This is a genomic window from Leptospira fluminis (assembly GCF_004771275.1).
Classification (GTDB): Bacteria; Spirochaetota; Leptospiria; order Leptospirales; family Leptospiraceae; genus Leptospira_B; species Leptospira_B fluminis.
The window spans coordinates 448,160-465,564 of sequence record NZ_RQEV01000012.1 but is presented as its reverse complement, the minus strand read 5'-3'; the positions used below and the strand labels follow the sequence as shown (position 1 = coordinate 465,564).

The following is a 17,405-nucleotide window of genomic DNA, read 5'->3' as shown; positions in this document are numbered from 1 at the left end:
CTAAGATAGAATTTCCCCAAATTCCTTATCCGTTCAGTTTGTTAAAGACGGTTTCCGCATAACGGTCCGTCATTCCGGCCACGAAATCGCAGACGATTCTTTCCAATCCTTCCGTTTCGATTCTTTCCTTGTAAGACTCCGGAATTTCTTTCGGGTGCTTTCGGAAATAGCGGAATAAAACCGCGATCATATCCCGTCCTAGGTCGCTCATACGCACTACGGAAGGATGGCGGTACAGAGCCCTGTGCAAAAAGGATTTCAGTTCCCTTACCGTTTCTCCGAAATCCTCGTCGAAACCCAGGATTTTTCGTCCTTCGACATAGGCCCGATTCAGATCGGAACGTTGGGAAATCCCGTATTCTTCGATACGGATCCGCATCATCCCGACGATATGAGAGACCATCCCGTTCGTTAACTCACGGATGGTGGTTCGGATCCGGACTTTTTCGTTCGTATTCGGATATCTTTCCCTGACACGAAGACTGAATTCGTGCCAGAGAGGGATTTCCTCCAGTTCCGACAAATTCAAATACCCCATTTCCAATCCGTCTTCTATATCGTGATTGGTATAGGCGATCTCATCGGCAAGATCCGCGCATTGGGCCTCCAGACTCGGGCCCTCCTGTTTTCTTTCCAAACCCAGGGTGGAAGTCGAATATTCCGCCCCGTGCTTCATCAATCCTTTCAAAGTTTCTAATGTAAGATTCAAACCCGGAAACCGAGGATATCTACTCTCCAGAAGACGGACGATTCGTAGGGATTGTTTATTGTGTTCGAAACCTCCGAACTCGGACATGAGTTCGGATAACATATCCTGCCCTGCGTGTCCGAAAGGAGTATGCCCTAGATCGTGTGCAAGTGCGACTGTCTCCGCCAATAGCGAATTCAATCCGGAAGCCGTCGCTATGGTCCTCGAGATTCCGGAGACTTCTAGAGTATGGGTCAGCCTGTTTCGATAGTTTTCCCCCACCGAATAGACGAATACCTGTGTCTTGTACTGCAATCTCTTGAATGCGCTGGAATGAATCACCCGGTCCCTATCCCTTTGAAAAGGGAGTCGGTACTCGTGTTCCGATTCGGGATATTCCCTTCCGCCCGTACGATCGTGGGGAACCGCAAAAGCGGCCAGTAGGGAATTTTCCAATCTAGAAAGAGAATCTCTATCCCGAAGCACGAAAACCACGGTCCTCAAAGGAAAGTGCCCAGGCAAGCGAAACTGAGCTCATCTTTTGAGGGAATGGGACGGGGTGCCTTTCGTTTTTTTCTGTCCTCTTTTTCCCCTAGGGAAATACAATGGTAGGAATTCCCTCGGAACGAAAGGCGTATTTTTCTTCATGGATTTTCTTACCGTATTAGTGGATTTCTTTTCCGGCTTCGGGCAAAACTTCGCCTACCTAGCCGTTTTTCTCACCTTGCTTCTTTGCGGCTTCGGGCTCCCGGTTCCGGAAGATGTGTCCTTGGTTTCGGGAGGAGTCATAGCCGGCTTGGGTTATGCGAACGAACACGTAATGTTCGCCGTTGGGATGGCGGGCGTGCTCGTGGGTGACGGAACCGTGTTCCTACTCGGGAGGATTTACGGAGTTCGAGTATTACAAATTCCGTTCATCGCTAGGTTCATCACTCCCGAACGCTTCCTTTCGGTTCAGGAAAAATTTTCCAAGTATGGCAACTGGGTCGTGTTTGTGGGAAGATTCATGCCTGGGTTGCGTATGCCCATCTATTTGACTGCAGGTACTTCGGATCGAATCTCTTTTTTAAGATTTTTATCTCTGGATTTCCTTGCAGCCGCGATCTCCGTTCCGATCTGGGTCTACTTGGGACATTATGGCGCTCAAAACCTGGATCATTTGAGAGAGCTGGTTCACCAAGGACAACTGACTCTCTTCTCCATCTTGGGAGCGTTTTTAGGAGTGGCCATCGTAGTTTTTTACGTTAAGAAGAAACTATTTTCCCAGACATAGTTTTACTCGACATTCTTTCCCGTTTTTTTAATGTCTGGTAAGATATGGACGTTCTCGCTCAGCCTGTATTGGTGCTGAACGCAACCTACGTTCCCGTTGCCATTCGGACGGTAAGGGACGCGATCGTTCTTCTTCTTCTGAACAAGGCGGAACTCGTTAAAGACGAAAAGAGCCTTTGGATCCGTTCCGAAAAACTGAAATTCACAGCCCCGCGAATTATTCTCTTAACGGATTATTATAAGGTCCCCAGAAAAAGGCATAAACTCTCGCGGGAGAATATTTTCCTTAGAGACAATTATGAATGCGTGTACTGCAAAAGGAAACTTCCGACCTCCCGTTTGACTCTAGACCACGTGATTCCCAAGAGTAGATGGGGAGAAGTGGCAAAGGAAAAAAAACCGGCGGAATACCATACTTGGGAAAACCTAGTCACTGCCTGCCGGGATTGCAATACGAAGAAAGGAAACAAACTGCTCCAAGAACTGAAGTGGGAGCTACCGGAAAATCGGTCGACAAACAGAAGGCGTATTCCACTGTTTTCCGTATCCGACCAATTGGCCGAAAAATTCGGTTGGGCGGAATATATCCGCGCATAATGAACAAAAATACCCCCGTTCGGGTCATCCCGTTCTTCTTTCTTGCAGTCCTAGTTTCACTTTCCGGCTGCGCAAAAACTTATTCCACTACCCCTATCGTCACCGCTACCCCTACCATCATCGGAATCACTACCATTGCCACGGGGTATGAGATTCGACTACGCGCCGGGAATGCGGAGTTTCTGTTTAACGGTTATACCTTGTATACCGGTTCCACCTCCTTTGCCTCTCGGAACCCTTCCGATTTTTCCACGGGCGCCGCTTGCCAACTGCCTTTAAACCTGATTCCGAACCAACCGATAGAATATTCCATCGAAGTCAGTCCTACGGCCGGTCCCCTAGCGGTGGTTCCCGCAAATTCCTCCCAAAATCCGAACCGGGTCTGTAAAATCGTGGCCACTCTGACGAGTGGGCAATACATCACTCTTAGGTCCGCGGTCCTTGCCTTGAATTACGTAGGCGGCGCGGCCAAGGACGTTTACGTTCTTTCGTTACCTTCGAACACGATACAGGTGCCTTAAAGGAAGGCCTAACCTCGGAACCAGACTCCGATTTTTTTCAACGTATCTTCGGCGTCGGATTTCCAGAGACTGTCGGGGTAACTTAGGATAAATCTCTCGAGAGCCGATTTTGCCTCGGAGAGTTTGGTGCGTAGAATGCGAAGTTCCGGATTCTCTTCCGCTTGTAAAAAGACCGGATTGCCTTCCGTTCTCTTGAAATAAATTTCCAATGCGTCGGCAGCGGATTGTTTTGCGGATTTGTAATCCGCAAAACCGTTTCTATCCTCTTCCTTAGAATCGCCGGACGGGGATTTTTTCGCGGCTTCCTCCAAGGATTGCAAGAGAACGTCCCGAAGGCGCACAAGTTCCTTGAACAGAATGTCGCTTTCGTACTCGCCGGAATCCGGGTGGTATTTTCGAGAAAGTTCCCGGAACCGGGATCTCACTAAATTTTCGTCGTATTTCTTAGGTAGCCCGTAGAAATCTAGAGCCCGACTTAGCAGGTCCCCGTCTTCCAACCGCTTTTCCTTTGGGCTAAGTATTTTCTCAGCTGGAGATCGGCTTGGACGAGATTCAGTTCTTTTTGGTATTCCGAAAGAATCTCTTCCATCAAAGAACCTACTTTCCGGTTCAATTCTCGGGATTCTTCCAGCTTGTTGAAAAGTTCGTCCGTCAATTGAATGAGGGGTAAGGATTGGGGTGCAGATTCTTCTAAGCGCTCGATTTTACGATCCAATGAAAACATTTTCTCCACGAGAGAAACGTTCTCCGCTTCGATTTTTGCCGCGGTCTCTCCGTCCCTGTGAGATAGGATTTCCATCTGACGCTTTTGCAAGGAAATCATCTCTTCTAAGAGGGATATTTTCAGGGAATACAGGCCTTCTAGATCGCCTTTGTCCTGCTCGGATACGGATCGTTTCGGCTCTTTGTCTTTAGGCACTGCGATGTTTTCCTCTTTCGATCGAGTCGGAACTCTAAAATTAACCTTGGAGAGAAAGCCCGGAACTCCGGACTCCGGGAGAAGGCAGAGGAACTACGGAGCCTTTTTCTTTCTTTTCCACCTCTTCCCAGGCGTTTTTCAGATCCTCTAGATATTTGATGATTTCCTTCATGATCTCGGTATCTTTCCGCATATTCGCTTCCAGAAGACGTTTCTTGACGTAAACATAAATGCCGAGAAGATTATTGGCGACTTCCCCGCCGTCTTCCATATTGAGCGCGAGCATCAATTCGGTGACGATGTCTTGTGCCTTGAGAATATGATTGTTTACCACGTCGTACTTGCGGGGCGTATTGTTCTCGATCGCTACGTGCAGGAAGCGGATCGCCCCTTCATAAAGCATTACGATAAGCCGTCCCTGACTCACAGTAGAAATTTCGTTGGATTTGTACTGCTCGACAGAGGCCGTCGATTTTCTAGCAAGTGACATGTGTCTCTCCTGAAATACTCTTCGACAAAATCCGGGACCGCCTTAACGTGGGTGGATAATTCTTAAGCGTATCTGGGCGAAAATTCTTGGCAAGCCTGTTTCCAAAACCTAGAAAAAAGCTTGTCTTTTTAGCGTCAGGTCGCGGTTCCAACTTGGAGGCCGTTCTCCAAGCCGTTCAAAAAGGCAGAATCCGCGGAATTCCGGAGCTTTTGATTACCGACAACCCCGAAGCGTCCGCAATCGGTGTCGGATCCAAGTACGGAGTACCCTCTAAAATTTTGAATTTTTCCTCCTATGCGCAAAAGGAAAAATACCATTCCGATCTACTGGAAATCCTGGAAGCTCAATCACCCGATCTGATCGTGACCTGCGGTTATATGAGAATCCTGAAAAAAGATGTCATCCGCTCCTTTCCGAATCGGATCATCAACATACATCCTTCCCTTCTTCCGGCTTTTCCGGGATTGAATGCGCAAAAACAGGCCTTCGAATACGGAGTGAAAATCTCCGGCTGCACCGCCCATTTTATAGACGAAGGGGTGGATTCCGGCCCCGTTATTCTACAAGGAACCGTGAAAATCGACCCGGAGATGACGGAAAGAGAATTGACTCTGGCAATTCTGAAAGAGGAACATAAAATCCTGCCTCTCGCGGTGAAGTTATTCTGCGAAAATAGGCTTTCGATTAAAAATAGGAAGGTCTCCATCCTCTAGCATGATCCAAATCAAACGTGCTCTCATTTCGGTCAGCGACAAAACCGGGCTCATCGGTTTTGCGAAATACCTGGACTCCAAAGGCGTGGAGATCATCTCCACAGGCGGCACATTAAAGACTCTCCGTGACAGCGGAATCCAAGCCGTAGCCATCGACGATTATACCGGCTTTCCGGAAATTCTGGACGGCAGGGTCAAAACCCTGCACCCCAAAGTCCACGGAGGATTATTGGGGGTACTGTCCAATCCCGAACACAAGAAAAAAATGGAAGAGCTCGGAATCCCGAAAATTGATCTCGTCGTCGTGAATCTCTATCCGTTCCTGAAAACCGTTTCCAAACCGGGAGTACAGTTGGACGAGGCGATCGAGAACATAGACATAGGCGGTCCGTCCATGATACGTTCCGCCGCCAAAAATTACAGGTTCACCGTCGTGGTCACCGACCCGAACGATTACAGAACCGTCGAAGAAGCAATGCAATCGAACGGCGGAGCCGTGGATGCCGATACTTCCTTTTTACTGATGCGAAAGGCGTTTTCCCATACCAGCATGTACGACACCGCGATTTCTTCGTGGTTCAATAAGTTAGCAGGGGAAAAATTTCCGGAAATCCTCAATCTTTCCTTCACCAAGAAACAGAAGTTACGGTACGGGGAAAATCCCCACCAGGGAGCCGCTTTTTACGAACCCCTCTTTACCAAGAGCGAGTTTTCTCCGCTGCAAGGTAAGGAGCTATCCTTCAACAATATGTTGGATTTCGATGCTGCTTTCCATATCTCCGCGCTTCTTCCGGACAATACCGTCTGTATTATCAAACATTTGAATCCTTGCGGAATCGCCTACGCCGACGATCCCTTAGAGGCCTTTCGCCTTGCGCGCAGGACGGATCCCATTTCCGCATTCGGAGGAATCATCGGAATCAAGGGCAGGGTGTCCGGAGAATTGGCGCAATTGATCGGAGAAACTTTTGTGGAAGGAGTCATCGCGCAGAAGTTCGAAAAGGAAGCCTTGGACTATTTCTCCAAAAAGCCGAATGTTCGATTGATCGAGATCGAAAATTTCCAGGAAGCTCTGGATGAAATGGATCTAAGACCGATCCATCACGGAATGCTGTTACAGGATAGGGATTACGCCACCATTTCGGAAAAAGATCTGAAAGTGGTTTCCAAAAAGCAACCGACGGAAGAGGATATCCGAGGTCTGATGTTCGCTTGGTCGGCGGCCAAATTCATCAAGTCCAATGCCATCGTGTATACCGAAGAAAACGCGACTCTCGGAATCGGTGCAGGACAAATGTCTCGCGTGGATTCGGTCCAACTCGGCGCGACCAAAGCGTTGAACGTAGGTTTATCAGTGGTAGGTTCTTACGTCGCCAGCGACGCGTTTTTTCCGTTTAGAGACGGGATTGATGCGATCGCAAAAGTAGGAGCCAAAGCGATCATACAGCCTGGAGGATCCATCCGGGACGAAGAGGTGATTCGTGCCGCGGACGAGCACGGATTAATTATGGTATTTACAGGCATGAGGCATTTCCGGCACTAGGATGGAATTCTTTCTCTATCTGATCTTTTTCGCTTTTTCTTCCGCCTTTCTGGCCTTGGTAGATTATTACTTTGCCCTACTTTTCTTAAGCGGCAAAGATACCTTTCACAAAAGCGAATTGACCGATTGGTTTAGAATCCTTCCCACCAAACTGCTTGCGATCTTCGAATCCAACGGAAGCCTCCAACACGGAATGATCGCGTTCGGAGTTTCTTCCTTTTTCGCCTATGTTTGGACCCTTACCGGAGGCCTGATCGGATCGCCTCATTATGCGGACTCGTTCGGAAATTATTTCTTCCTGTCCTTTCTGATGCCCGTACTCGTGTTGGTATTTTATCCCAGAATATCTTCCGAGCTTTTAGTCTCCGGTTCCCAGTTCCGACAAGGTTCCTTTTTGGCGAGGTTGTTGGAACAGGAAGTGCCTTTGGTTTCCGGAATCTTCCTTTCCGTCATCGCCTCGAACTTGGCGGTCTACGGATTGTACCATGAGATTGCGTTTTTGTTCGTTCTTCCGAATATTTCGGTTTTAGGGGTTCTACTTGTGCTACGATGGAACGGAAAAGTACGTTTCGGAGGAATCCACCTGGATAGGAAGTCCACGGAGGAAGAGGATTTCGAGGAAGAAATCTAATCGGAGACGGTTTTTCTGCCGATAGGGTTATTATGAAAGGGATCACTTTACCCGCGATTTTCGTCTCCATGCTCCTTCCGGCGATCGGCCTCCAAGCCCAATTTCCCGGGGACGGAACGAGAAGCAGACAAGAGAACACAAATCGCCCTACTCTGGAAGGTTTTGCGGAAGTTCCCTGGGAAGCCACCTACGCGCAGGTCCGGGAAAAATTCCTTTCTTTGGCTACCAACCCGGACAGCGGGGAAAAAGTGGAAATCGTCAACGAGGATAAAGAGCGATCTCTTCTGATCCGCAGGAACGGCATCTTTTACGTATATCGCTTTTATTCCACTCCCAAATTGGTGCTGGATTCCCGTCCTAAGCAAAAACAACCCCAGACCAATCCCCCACCCGCAAATGAAGAAGAAGATCATACGGATCCGGGAAAACTCTTCTCCGTCGGAATTTCCTTCCGTTACCTTCCGGGAAAAGACGTCCAAGACAAGCTCGAGAATAAGTACGGAAAACCCAAAAAAGAAACCTTGGATGAAAAGAAAATCGGAGGGGCCGTCCTCTGGGAATTGACCAACGAAAAGGAAGTGCCTCCCAAAGGAGGCTTCGTGGTGCAATGGAAGGAAGCCTTTAAAAAGCAGCCTTTCACCCGCCGTGTGGATTATTTCAGTTCGAAATTAAAATTCCAGATCGAAAAGGAATACAAGGAATTCTTCTCTGCGGAAGAGATCAAAACGTTACGAGACCTGATTCCTTAAGTCCTTTCCGTTTTTCTTCCGCGGATCGGAGAAGCAGTTTCCTAAAATCGGATTGACCCGCACCCCGTGCGGAAGCGATTATCCAGTTAGATCATTCCTGGAAAATCGGAGCTTACTGTGGAATTATATTTAGACACGGCAAACGTGGACGAAATCAAAGAGATTGCCTCTTACGGACTCTTGGACGGAGTTACCACGAACCCTTCCCTCATCGCGAAATCCGGACGCAACTTTAAGGACGTCATCAAAGAGATCTGTTCCATCGTTTCCGGTCCCGTCAGCGCGGAAGTCCTCGCTACGAAACACGAGGATATGCTGAAGGAGGCGGACGAGCTCGTCGCGATCGCGAAAAACGTCGTGATCAAAGTCCCCTTGATTCCGGAAGGTCTAAAAGCGGTCGTAAAACTTACGGAAAAAGGGATCTCCACTAACGTGACCCTTTGCTTTTCCGCTCCGCAAGCGCTTCTTGCAGCCAAGGCGGGAGCCACTTATATTTCTCCTTTTATCGGACGTGTGGACGATACGTCTTGGGACGGTATGGAACTGATTTCGGAAATACGCGAAATCTACGACAACTACGGCTTTGAGACGAAAATTCTGGCAGCTTCCATCCGAGGCCCCATGCATTTAAAGGAATCTGCGCTGAGAGGAGCCGACTGCGCCACCATGCCTATCTCCGCTTACCAACAACTATTCAGACATCCGTTAACCGATATCGGATTGGAGAAATTTCTGGAAGACGCTAAGAAATTAAAATGGTAAAATTTCTTTTCCTGTTCTAGGAAAAAACAAAAAGCCCGCGATCTTGCGGGCTTTTTTATTTCTACGCTGATCGATAGCGGAACCGCAAAAACGTTTTTTTTCAAGGAAGAAGTTTCGTTCCGTAATAGTCGTCCATCAAGATACGGATCTGGTCCACGATACAGAATATATCCTGGTGCGAAGCGTCGTAATACTTATCACAGGAATTGGAAACGTTCATATCCACTGTACGAGCCTTGTATTTTTTTCCGAGTTCCCGGATTCTAGGCCACCAAACACGATCCAATCCGAGTTCATAATATCCCTTACGATATCCGTCAAAGACTCTCGGCCAAATTACGTAAGCGACGATTCCGTTCTCTTCGCATAACTTCAGAAATTCCTCGACAAAATAGAACTGGGAATCGGTGACCTTGAATCCGGACAAATAAATGCTCTTCAATCGGATCGCGTCTTTGGCGAGTTTGTCCGGTCGATTCGTCGCAGTGGCATAGGCCATCTGTTCCCCGTTCGTCATGTCCAAAAGTACTTTCTCGTCGTTAAAGGCAGGGTCGTATTTGTCCAACTCTCCCGCCAATAGACGATTCCAAAAAAGTTTGAAGCTAGGTTTTACTTTCCGGTATACGAAAAATTTTTCCTTGATCAGATCCATTTTATCGCCGGAAGAAAAACGACTCCAGTATGTCCGTATGAAATCCTCGTCCGCGCCCAATCTCAGGAAAGGTTCGTACATCAGACCTTTGGAATCGTCGAAGGCTTCGGGACTCACCACGTAAAAAACCGCTTTCGGTCGAACCCCGGATTCCAGGGTTTTCTTAAGCCAATAAAAACCGTAAGCAGGGACGGCTTGCGGACCGGCAAAATTATAGAGAACCCATTCTTTCCGGATTTTTTCGTCAAATGCCTTTTCGGAATAGGCGTAAGCACGCGAATCTCCGAAGGCCATGGCGAGCTTTCTCTCCTTGATCTTCGGATCGGAAAGCATTCTCTGAAATAGGGACCGGCGTTGCGCGTAATATACCGGATTGCCTTCCTGGTAAAAGGAATCCCTAAAATAATCCAACGTGAATATCTTGTCCGCAAAAAACAGAATGATCAGAAAAAGGAAAGGGAAATAGATATAAAAACGTTTCATCCTCGTACCTTAAAATTGTCCGTAAAAGAAGTCCGCATTCCCGTTAGGCAGAGCGGCCAAGACGAGAACCCAAGCAATCGGAAGCAGAACCGATTTAGTCCTCTCCGAAAAACGGAATTTCTCCGGCCATTCTTCCGAACAATGGAAAAGCATCGCGATCAATAGCGCGAAGACGCAAGGTTCCGCGTTCGGAAAATCCTGACCGGACGCCCAGGTAAAAATACGTGCGACCGCATCAAAGGCCGTCTTTACGTCCGGAGTGAAAAATAGAATCCAGGAAATGCAGTAAACGTGAAGTACGAACAGATACGTAACGACTCTTTTGAGATAAGGAATCTCCGGAAACAGCTTGATTCCGAAATCCTTAAGCACTCTCTCCGCCGAAAGATAGGCGCCGGTGAACAAACCCCAAAGAAGATAATTCGTATTCGCTCCGTGCCACAAGCCCCCGATTCCGAACGCGACCAGATAATTTAGACAGGTACGGATCGTTCCTTGCCGAGATCCTCCTAACGGAATATAAAGGTAGTCTCGGATCCAAAAGGAAAAAGTGAGATGCCAACGCCTCCAGAAATCGCCGAATCCGTTCATGAAAAACGGAGCCTTGAAATTCTGGGGAAGTCGTAATCCCAATAACTTTCCTAACCCTCTGGCGATGTCCGTAAGACCGGAGAAGTCCAAATACAGATAGATCGCGAAAAAGTAGATCGTCCGTAACAAAGCCCAGCCGGAAAAGACAGCAGGTTCACCGAACACCGGAAAAATGGACCCTGTCATAAGCACGGAGAGCACCGACTTTTTTAAAACTCCGAATAAGACCAACCAAAGACCGTCGGTCATGTCTTCTCGGGACATTTTAGGAAAGGAAAATTGCGAGGATACGTCGTTGAATCTGAGTATGGGGCCCGCGATCATTACCGGAAAGAGCAGGACGAAGGATAGCAAAGAGGAGAACGTCACTTCCGAGTCTATGGTTCCTTTCTTTCGATCCACAGCCAGAGAAATCAATTGGAAGGTATAATAACTGATCGTAAGCGGAAGAATCACTTCGAACCCCGCCCATCCTAGCGCCTTGGACAAAAGAGCATCCAAACCGGATTTATTCTGAAATTCGGAAATTCCGAATGCGATGCCGATCAGGTCCGTTAAAAAATAGAAATATTTAAAGAAGGCAAGATTGAGTACGTTGAATCCGATGGAGACAGGTAAATACCATCTTTTTTGTAGAAAGAAACGCAGCAGGAGCCAATTGATCGTGATAACGATCCAAATGTGGATTAAGAAAGGCCAAGAGGAAAACCCGTAAAAAACGGAGGAGGCAAAAATCAGAAAATGACGTTTCCAAGTATCGGGAAGATTCCAATAAATTAAAAAAACCGCCCCGAAAAAGAATAAAAATTCTAAACTAGTAAAATTCATGGTCTCCAATGATCGGGATCCAATTCTGCATATTGCCCTTCTTGGAGCCCGAGGTCTTTTAGTCTTAGATTTCCGATACGAACTCTCTTGAGATCCTGCACCCTAGTTCCGAGAGCCGCGAACATCCGACGAATCTGTCTTTTCCTTCCCTGTTTCAATACGATCCTGAATTGAAAAACCTCCGATCCCTTGGTCGCAGGTACGACAGACTCCGCTTTTAGGATTTCCCCTTCGTCGTGGATTCCTTCTTGGAATGTTCGGATCGTTTCCGATACGGAAACGGGTTCACGGACGACGACTTCGTATTCTTTTTCCATGGAACGGGAAGGATGGCTGATCCGTTGAACGAATTCTCCATCGTCGGAAAGAAGCAACAGACCCCGTGAATCCAAATCTAATCTGCCGGCGATCGCCAAATTCCCGAATTTAGCGGGCAATAGTTCGAAAACCGTATGATTGTGGAATCGATCTCCGTGCGAGCAAAGGTAACCGGGCGGCTTGTTCAGCGCAAGAAAAACAGATCCGTGCTTGCGGATCGCCCTTTTTCCTTCGACGAAAACTTCGTCCGTTTCGGGAAGGATCCGGGTACTTAAATCCCGTACCGTCTTGCCGTTCAAGGAAACTTTGCCGGACTGGACCAGCTCTTCCACCTTGCGACGGGATCCTAAGCCGCAATCCGCCAGGAAACGGTTGATCCGAATCCCTTCCGAAGGCGGAGAAAAATCCTTCTCCCCTCTTCCCTGCTTTCCCCTCAAAACTTCCCTTCCTACTTTCCCGGAGGAAAAATATCCGAATTCATTCCAGAGTAGGAAACCTGTGTTTTACGGCTACCCAAAACACTTGACCGCGTAAAGGACGGGATCAGTCTAGAAGCAGTGAATCCTCTCAAGAAAAAACCCAGAACTTCGTCCAATCTCCAGGCGCCCGAAAAACCGGATTGGTTGAAGGTGAGACTCCCTTTCCGGGAAAAGAACAATCCTGTAGGCTTCGTTCGAGAGTCCCTGGATGCCAAAGGGCTTCATACCGTCTGTGAAAGCGCTTCCTGCCCGAACCTAAATCATTGTTGGTCCAGGAAGACCGCTACATATATGCTCGGAGGAGATATTTGCACGAGAAGGTGTTCCTATTGCGACGTCGCTTTCGGAAAGCCCTTCGCTTTAGATCCGGAGGAACCTTTGCATGTGGCGGAATCCGCGGCGGCTTTAGGTTTACGGCATGTGGTCATCACTTCGGTAAACCGGGACGACTTGCCCGACGGAGGAGCGAACCATTACAAGAGAACCGTGGAACTGATCCGGGAGAGGCTTCCGGAATGTAAGATAGAATTGTTGGTTCCGGACTTCAAAGCAAAGGTAGAAAATCTAGAAATCATATATTCCTCCAAACCGGACATTTTGAACCATAATATAGAAACCGTAAAAAAATTATTTCCTGAAATCGCTCCCGCAAAACGATATGATCGTTCCCTGGAAGTATTGAAACACGCCTCCGATCGAGGTTTTTTGACGAAGAGCGGTTTGATCTTGGGACTGGGGGAATCCACGGAAGAAATTCGGGAAGCGCTTGCGGATTTGCGGAATGCCGGCGTTCAGATGGTGACCTTGGGTCAATACTTGCAACCGACCCCTTCCCACCACCCTGTAAAAGAATATGTTTCTCCGGAAACCTTTCGGGAACTGAAAGAATACGGGCTTGGCCTTGGATTTCGGAACGTCTTTTCGGGACCTCTGGTTCGAAGCTCCTACCACGCCGACGAACAGATCTCATGGAACGGGAACTAAGAGAATCTAAAAATCGATCCGATCGAGGAGATTCCTGCGATCCGGAGGAAATCTCAAAAATCCTATTTCATTCTCTCCTTTCCTTTCTCTCTAAAAAAGAAGGTCCAGTCTCGAAGACGGAGATAAAATCCTTACTCGTGGAATCTTTAAATCTAGTCCGGGGATTCCGTGTGGAATGGGCCGAAATCCGAAAATTCGGAAAAGGAAAACTCTTAGTCGCCCATCGCAACAAAGTCCTGGTTCTGGATGCGGAAGAAACTGTAAATACGATCCTTCGTCTCTGGAATGAAACCTTGGAATCTAGAAAGTAAAGGTCGGACCCCGAATTCCGTCGAGATCCGATCCTATTTTGAATTATTTTCCTGCCGGCTTAGCGCTGGAAGGAGAAGTCGCATCCGATTTGATCTCTACTTGTCGGATCTTAGTTTCGGGAGGAGTGAGATCCAGCGTGAAGGTCAATTTTTGCGGATCACTTTCGTTTCCTACGTTGTCCACGGATTTGGCCTCTATCGTATGCTGGCCCGGAGCAGTTACCGAAATCGGATCCTTATAAACGGACCATTCCGTAGCTCCATCCACCTTCACCATCAGTTGTTTGATTCCGGAAAATTGGTCGTTTCCTTTCAGAAAAAAAGAATTTCCTTTTTTCGTGTACAATTTGGAATCCACGGAAACCAAAGGAATGGTTTGCTGGATTGAAACGACGGGTTTTTCAAAGTCCGTCGTAACGACGAATATCCCTTCCTGGGACGTATTATTGGATTTATCCGTCGCAAAATACTTTAAGGTATTCACACCCAATTTGTCCAACCGGATCGGCTGGCTATCGTAAGTCCTGAACTCTCCGCCGTTTACGGAGAACTTCACTTCCTTAATACCGGCCAGATTGTCGGTGGCTAAAATCGTATAGGTAACGTCTTTCGAGGAGTAACTTTGGTCCCGAGAGGAAAAAACGGGATGACTCGGGTTGATCTTGATATTCGGAGGAGTATTGTCCACTAGGACGGTTAGAGTTTTGGGGTTCTCCTTGTTTCCTACCTTATCCACCGCCCGGTAACTGACTTTTACGATTCCTTCGTTTGCGATGAAAATAGGCGAAGTATATGTTATGAATTCCTCATCACCGATTTTATACTCCATAAAATCCACTTTGGAAGCTTCGTCGGAGGAAGTAAGTTCGAAGGCCACTTTAGAATTTACGTATAGGTCCGGCGTCGTTCCCGTTTTTTCTTCGGAATCCGTTTTTTTGCCCGTAGGATTGGCGGATGGATTTTTTCCGGAGCCTGTGCTCTGCCTCGTAGGTTGCGTCTGCGATTTCGGCGTAGGTTTCGTCTCTGAATCCGAGTCCTGCGCAAAAAGTGCCGAAGACCACAGGATTAGACAAGCCGTAACGAGTCGGATCTGGGAAGGTCCCTTCATTCGAATCTCCTTAAAAGATCGTTGAATATCGATTTAAAAAACGGAACGCACGAATGCATACCAACACCTCCTGCTTCCGCAGGTTCGGTTTCGTTTTTCAATTTTGACGATAAAGTTGGAGAATTTCCGACAAATTTCCGGAAAACAAGGCGTTTTACGATCGTCCTACGGAAATTCTTCCGGGAACTTCAGTCGGCAGGAAACGAGGCAAAGGGCATGAAAAGAAAAAACCCGGTGCCTCTTCCTGAGGACAACCGGGATTTTTCCACCAATTCTTTAGGCTTACGGATTAGAGATTGGTCTTAGTTTGGAAGTCGTAAATAACCTCTTGCACATCCGCTTGGTTGATCCGTTTGATACCTTGCTCGGTATGAACGATCATCGTGCTTCCTTGCTGGTCGACGATTGCTCCGATAAAGGAGGTACCATCTGCCATTACGATTTTTTCCAACTTCTCATAATAGTTTACGAGGTCTTGCTTGGTTTTGAGGTCTTTCGGAGCGGAAACCAATACGTTTTTAAAGCGTTTGAGTTCCTCTTCTTGGCGTTTCGTCAGTTCTTCCTCTACCTTCTTGCGTTCCGCTTCGTTGACTGCGGCGCTCTTCTCGTCCAGTTTTCCAGAAGCGTTTTCCTCGTTCAATTTTACGATCTTATCCGCGGTTCCTTTGTCCACGGTGACGATCGTATTGATCTCTTGTTCTTCGGATTTGGAAATTCCTGCCCCGTTCAATTTGGTGACCGCTTTCGGAATGTCTTTGTCCAGAGCCGCTACTTTAGCGGTATCGTTGGTACCGAATGCTCTATCGGATGCTTTAACAAGGGAAGATTCGTTCTTTTCGAGAACGATTTCGGCTTTCTCCAAAGATTCTTTCACTTTCTTCAAGCCGGCATTCGCGTCGATTTCTTCGTCGCTCAGGCCTTCCAAAGCTTTTACGCGAGGAGAAACCGCTACAGATCCTTCCAATACTTTGATTACGGATTTATCCGGTTTGGTACGATCCACCAAGAAAGAAGTTCCACGCACACCTGCGATCGCGGTCGGAGTGATTACGGAGAACTGATCGTCTTTGCTGGCCTTATTGACTTTTGCAAATACTTTTCCAGAAACAAGGGCCAAGCGGGTATCCGTATTGCCTTTCGCATTTAAAGCTAGAGTCGCAAACTCGAGTTGCGAATTTTCGGAAATCCGAATCGCGGATCCGTCTGCGAACTGGATGTCCACTTTAGCCTTTGCTTTGGTAACAAGTTTGTCTCCTGATTTCAGAGAAGCTCCTAATCCTGCTTTCTCTTCCGTCAGGTCAGCGTGCTGGATTTTGGATTCTCCAATGCTGAAAACGATGACTGCCGTGGGCTCGCTCTGTTTTGCGCTCGCGGTTTCTGCTTTTTCTGCAGGCTTTTTGCAAGCTCCGGATGCTAACAGACCGATCACCAGGACGGCCGATGCAACGGAAATATACTTCTTCATACCCCTATCCTATCCTTCTTGATCGAGATTAACCGGACCTGCGGTGGAGCGGCCCGACCTATATGGTTTAACATTCAAAAGATTCTGTTTTTCAATTTATTTCAATTTTTTTTTACCAATTGATAAATATTTCCGCCGCTAAAATCGGCAAAATAAATCTCACCGGAGGCGTCTTGGCCGAAAGTGCTGATCGACATTCCGAGATTTGCGATTTCTCGAACGTTCGTTTTTCCTTGGGGATTCTTTTGCAGAGCCCAAATTTTACCGGAAACGAAATCCGCAAAAATATATTTCCCTTCTAAAATGGGAAGTTGTTCTCCTCTATACACATAACCGCCTGTGATGGACTGACCGGTTTTGTGATCGTATTCATAAATCGGATCCATGATTCCGGGTTTTCGGCAGTCCCGGTTGTTCCGAAAACAATGAAAGCCCTCTTTGATGCTCCATCCGTAATTGCCTCCCTTTACGATCAGATCGATTTCTTCGAATTCGTTTTGCCCGACATCCGCGAGATACAATTCTCCCGTTTTTCGATCGAAAGAGAACCTCCAGGGATTTCGCAGTCCATAGGCCCAAACCTCGGGAAGAAAACCCGGTTTATTTAAAAAAGGATTGTCTTTCGGAATTCTATAAGGCGGTCCCGAGCTTTCCGGATTCGGTTCGATCCGAATGAGACTTCCCAAATACGTAGACGGATTTTGCCCTTGCAATAACGGATCGTTCGCCGCTCCTCCGTCTCCGAAACCTATGTACAATTTTCCGTCGGGCCCGAATGCGAGCTGTCCCGCATTATGGTTGGAATAGGGTTGATCGACTCTGAGTAAAACCCGCTTCCGATCCTTCCAAGCGAGAACTCTTTCGCTTTTCCATTCGAATTCTATAATCCAGGTTTGGTCCGTTCCCGCTTCCTTGGAGACCGCATTGACATAAAAGGACCGACTTCGAGCGAAATCGGGAGAAAAGGCAAGTCCGAGCAAACCCTCTTCGGATCTAGTTTCCACACTGCCCACGAAGTCCGCGACCAAAGTCTTTTCCTTCGTTTTTATATCGAAGAGCCAGATCCTTCCTTTTTTTTCCAGCACGACCAACTTGGAGTCCGCACCCGGAAGAAATTGCAAATCCGTGGGTTCCTTGAATCCGGAAGCGACTTGGATCCAGGCAATGTCCGACCAGCCCGCCGCGGGGATTTTCCTTTTTTCTGCGCCGATTTCCGAAACGGAAGCGTAGATCGCTCCAAGCAGAAGCAAACGGAGGGCCAAAGTACCGGTATTCCGGAAAATCATTCGGAAATATTGGCT

Annotated in this window: 20 protein-coding genes; 10 read left to right on the top strand and 10 right to left on the bottom strand. The window is 47.7% G+C overall.

What is annotated here, in order from left to right:
* Positions 1 to 25: 25 nt before the first annotated feature.
* A complete protein-coding gene (locus tag EHO61_RS14145; RefSeq protein WP_135814189.1) occupies positions 26 to 1,174 on the bottom strand; it encodes a deoxyguanosinetriphosphate triphosphohydrolase in 1,149 nt (382 codons plus the stop codon).
* A 160-nt stretch (positions 1,175 to 1,334) separates the two neighbouring features.
* Here EHO61_RS14145 and EHO61_RS14140 point away from each other — a divergent pair, with 160 nt between their 5' ends.
* Genes EHO61_RS14140 through EHO61_RS14130 form a run of 3 tightly spaced genes read left to right on the top strand, consistent with a single transcriptional unit; the run spans position 1,335 to position 3,078 of the window.
* Positions 1,335 to 1,961, top strand: coding sequence for a DedA family protein (locus EHO61_RS14140; RefSeq protein WP_135814188.1), 627 nt, complete (start codon positions 1,335 to 1,337; stop codon positions 1,959 to 1,961).
* Between the two features lie 44 nt (positions 1,962 to 2,005).
* The gene (locus EHO61_RS14135; RefSeq protein WP_135814187.1) at positions 2,006 to 2,557 is read left to right on the top strand and encodes an HNH endonuclease; all 552 of its coding nucleotides are present in this window, start codon (positions 2,006 to 2,008) and stop codon (positions 2,555 to 2,557) included.
* Entirely contained in the window at positions 2,557 to 3,078 is a 522-nt protein-coding gene (locus tag EHO61_RS14130; protein WP_135814186.1) for an LIC11661 family lipoprotein, read from the top strand. The genes EHO61_RS14135 and EHO61_RS14130 overlap by 1 nt, the downstream gene beginning before the upstream one ends.
* 8 nt (positions 3,079 to 3,086) lie before the next feature.
* On the opposite strand, the gene EHO61_RS14125 is transcribed toward EHO61_RS14130, so the two are convergent.
* The 3 genes from EHO61_RS14125 to fliS form a co-directional block, all read right to left on the bottom strand.
* Positions 3,087 to 3,503 carry a molecular chaperone DnaJ gene (locus EHO61_RS14125; RefSeq protein ID WP_246032139.1) on the bottom strand — a complete coding sequence of 139 codons (417 nt, stop codon included), beginning with the start codon at positions 3,501 to 3,503 and terminating at the stop codon, positions 3,087 to 3,089.
* A gap of 50 nt (positions 3,504 to 3,553) precedes the next feature.
* Positions 3,554 to 3,934, bottom strand: coding sequence for a hypothetical protein (locus tag EHO61_RS14120; protein ID WP_167884881.1), 381 nt, complete (start codon positions 3,932 to 3,934; stop codon positions 3,554 to 3,556).
* Between the two features lie 103 nt (positions 3,935 to 4,037).
* Positions 4,038 to 4,487 (bottom strand): flagellar export chaperone FliS, encoded by a 450-nt coding sequence (gene fliS / locus EHO61_RS14115; RefSeq protein ID WP_135814183.1) that lies wholly within the window; start codon positions 4,485 to 4,487, stop codon positions 4,038 to 4,040.
* Positions 4,488 to 4,573: 86 nt separating this feature from the next.
* Here fliS and purN point away from each other — a divergent pair, with 86 nt between their 5' ends.
* The 5 genes from purN (at position 4,574) to fsa (ending at position 8,885) form a co-directional block, all read left to right on the top strand.
* On the top strand, positions 4,574 to 5,200 hold the full coding sequence (purN, locus tag EHO61_RS14110) for a phosphoribosylglycinamide formyltransferase (RefSeq protein ID WP_135814182.1): 627 nt from the start codon (positions 4,574 to 4,576) through the stop codon (positions 5,198 to 5,200).
* 1 nt (position 5,201) lies between these two features.
* Positions 5,202 to 6,743, top strand: a complete 1,542-nt coding sequence (gene purH / locus EHO61_RS14105; protein WP_135814181.1) for a bifunctional phosphoribosylaminoimidazolecarboxamide formyltransferase/IMP cyclohydrolase — start codon at positions 5,202 to 5,204, stop codon at positions 6,741 to 6,743.
* 1 nt (position 6,744) lies between these two features.
* Entirely contained in the window at positions 6,745 to 7,374 is a 630-nt protein-coding gene (locus EHO61_RS14100) for a hypothetical protein (protein ID WP_135814180.1), read from the top strand.
* A 41-nt stretch (positions 7,375 to 7,415) separates the two neighbouring features.
* The gene (locus EHO61_RS14095; RefSeq protein WP_425460357.1) at positions 7,416 to 8,123 is read left to right on the top strand and encodes a hypothetical protein; all 708 of its coding nucleotides are present in this window, start codon (positions 7,416 to 7,418) and stop codon (positions 8,121 to 8,123) included.
* Between the two features lie 117 nt (positions 8,124 to 8,240).
* Positions 8,241 to 8,885, top strand: a complete 645-nt coding sequence (fsa, locus tag EHO61_RS14090; protein ID WP_135814178.1) for a fructose-6-phosphate aldolase — start codon at positions 8,241 to 8,243, stop codon at positions 8,883 to 8,885.
* A 100-nt stretch (positions 8,886 to 8,985) separates the two neighbouring features.
* Here the strand turns inward: fsa and EHO61_RS14085 are convergent, their stop codons facing one another.
* From EHO61_RS14085 to EHO61_RS14075, 3 genes are read right to left on the bottom strand one after another with little or no spacing between them, the layout of a single operon-like run.
* Positions 8,986 to 10,020 carry a DUF1574 domain-containing protein gene (locus EHO61_RS14085; protein ID WP_135814177.1) on the bottom strand — a complete coding sequence of 345 codons (1,035 nt, stop codon included), beginning with the start codon at positions 10,018 to 10,020 and terminating at the stop codon, positions 8,986 to 8,988.
* Between the two features lie 9 nt (positions 10,021 to 10,029).
* Positions 10,030 to 11,439 carry an MBOAT family O-acyltransferase gene (locus EHO61_RS14080; protein WP_135814176.1) on the bottom strand — a complete coding sequence of 470 codons (1,410 nt, stop codon included), beginning with the start codon at positions 11,437 to 11,439 and terminating at the stop codon, positions 10,030 to 10,032.
* Positions 11,436 to 12,194 (bottom strand): pseudouridine synthase, encoded by a 759-nt coding sequence (locus EHO61_RS14075; RefSeq protein WP_135814175.1) that lies wholly within the window; start codon positions 12,192 to 12,194, stop codon positions 11,436 to 11,438. The genes EHO61_RS14080 and EHO61_RS14075 overlap by 4 nt, the downstream gene beginning before the upstream one ends.
* Before the next feature lie 120 nt (positions 12,195 to 12,314).
* Here EHO61_RS14075 and lipA point away from each other — a divergent pair, with 120 nt between their 5' ends.
* Together lipA and EHO61_RS14065 are read left to right on the top strand one after the other, a co-directional pair.
* Positions 12,315 to 13,220 (top strand): lipoyl synthase, encoded by a 906-nt coding sequence (lipA, locus tag EHO61_RS14070; RefSeq protein ID WP_135814174.1) that lies wholly within the window; start codon positions 12,315 to 12,317, stop codon positions 13,218 to 13,220.
* Positions 13,205 to 13,531 (top strand): hypothetical protein, encoded by a 327-nt coding sequence (locus tag EHO61_RS14065; protein ID WP_135814173.1) that lies wholly within the window; start codon positions 13,205 to 13,207, stop codon positions 13,529 to 13,531. Before lipA ends, EHO61_RS14065 begins: the two co-directional genes overlap by 16 nt.
* A 43-nt stretch (positions 13,532 to 13,574) precedes the next feature.
* Here the strand turns inward: EHO61_RS14065 and ompL47 are convergent, their stop codons facing one another.
* The 3 genes from ompL47 to EHO61_RS14050 all read right to left on the bottom strand — a co-directional run bounded on the left by ompL47 (position 13,575) and on the right by EHO61_RS14050 (position 17,390).
* Entirely contained in the window at positions 13,575 to 14,639 is a 1,065-nt protein-coding gene (ompL47, locus tag EHO61_RS14060) for a multi-beta-barrel domain surface protein OmpL47 (RefSeq protein WP_135814172.1), read from the bottom strand.
* Positions 14,640 to 14,928: 289 nt separating this feature from the next.
* Positions 14,929 to 16,104 (bottom strand): lipoprotein LipL45, encoded by a 1,176-nt coding sequence (locus EHO61_RS14055; protein ID WP_135814171.1) that lies wholly within the window; start codon positions 16,102 to 16,104, stop codon positions 14,929 to 14,931.
* 101 nt (positions 16,105 to 16,205) lie between these two features.
* The gene (locus tag EHO61_RS14050) at positions 16,206 to 17,390 is read right to left on the bottom strand and encodes a PQQ-dependent sugar dehydrogenase (RefSeq protein ID WP_135814170.1); all 1,185 of its coding nucleotides are present in this window, start codon (positions 17,388 to 17,390) and stop codon (positions 16,206 to 16,208) included.
* Positions 17,391 to 17,405: the final 15 nt, after the last annotated feature.

Bases quoted from the DNA above. Each gene is read 5' to 3' on its own strand.
- EHO61_RS14050 (WP_135814170.1), bottom strand. From the start codon at position 17,390: ATGATTTTCCGGAATACCGGTACTTTGGCCCTCCGTTTGCTTCTGCTT.
- purH (WP_135814181.1), top strand. From the start codon at position 5,202: ATGATCCAAATCAAACGTGCTCTCATTTCGGTCAGCGACAAAACCGGG.
- EHO61_RS14140 (WP_135814188.1), top strand. From the start codon at position 1,335: ATGGATTTTCTTACCGTATTAGTGGATTTCTTTTCCGGCTTCGGGCAA.
- EHO61_RS14080 (WP_135814176.1), bottom strand. From the start codon at position 11,439: ATGAATTTTACTAGTTTAGAATTTTTATTCTTTTTCGGGGCGGTTTTT.
- fliS (WP_135814183.1), bottom strand. From the start codon at position 4,487: ATGTCACTTGCTAGAAAATCGACGGCCTCTGTCGAGCAGTACAAATCC.
- EHO61_RS14100 (WP_135814180.1), top strand. From the start codon at position 6,745: ATGGAATTCTTTCTCTATCTGATCTTTTTCGCTTTTTCTTCCGCCTTT.
- EHO61_RS14135 (WP_135814187.1), top strand. From the start codon at position 2,006: ATGGACGTTCTCGCTCAGCCTGTATTGGTGCTGAACGCAACCTACGTT.
- EHO61_RS14130 (WP_135814186.1), top strand. From the start codon at position 2,557: ATGAACAAAAATACCCCCGTTCGGGTCATCCCGTTCTTCTTTCTTGCA.
- EHO61_RS14085 (WP_135814177.1), bottom strand. From the start codon at position 10,020: ATGAAACGTTTTTATATCTATTTCCCTTTCCTTTTTCTGATCATTCTG.
- EHO61_RS14055 (WP_135814171.1), bottom strand. From the start codon at position 16,104: ATGAAGAAGTATATTTCCGTTGCATCGGCCGTCCTGGTGATCGGTCTG.
- EHO61_RS14065 (WP_135814173.1), top strand. From the start codon at position 13,205: ATGGAACGGGAACTAAGAGAATCTAAAAATCGATCCGATCGAGGAGAT.
- ompL47 (WP_135814172.1), bottom strand. From the start codon at position 14,639: ATGAAGGGACCTTCCCAGATCCGACTCGTTACGGCTTGTCTAATCCTG.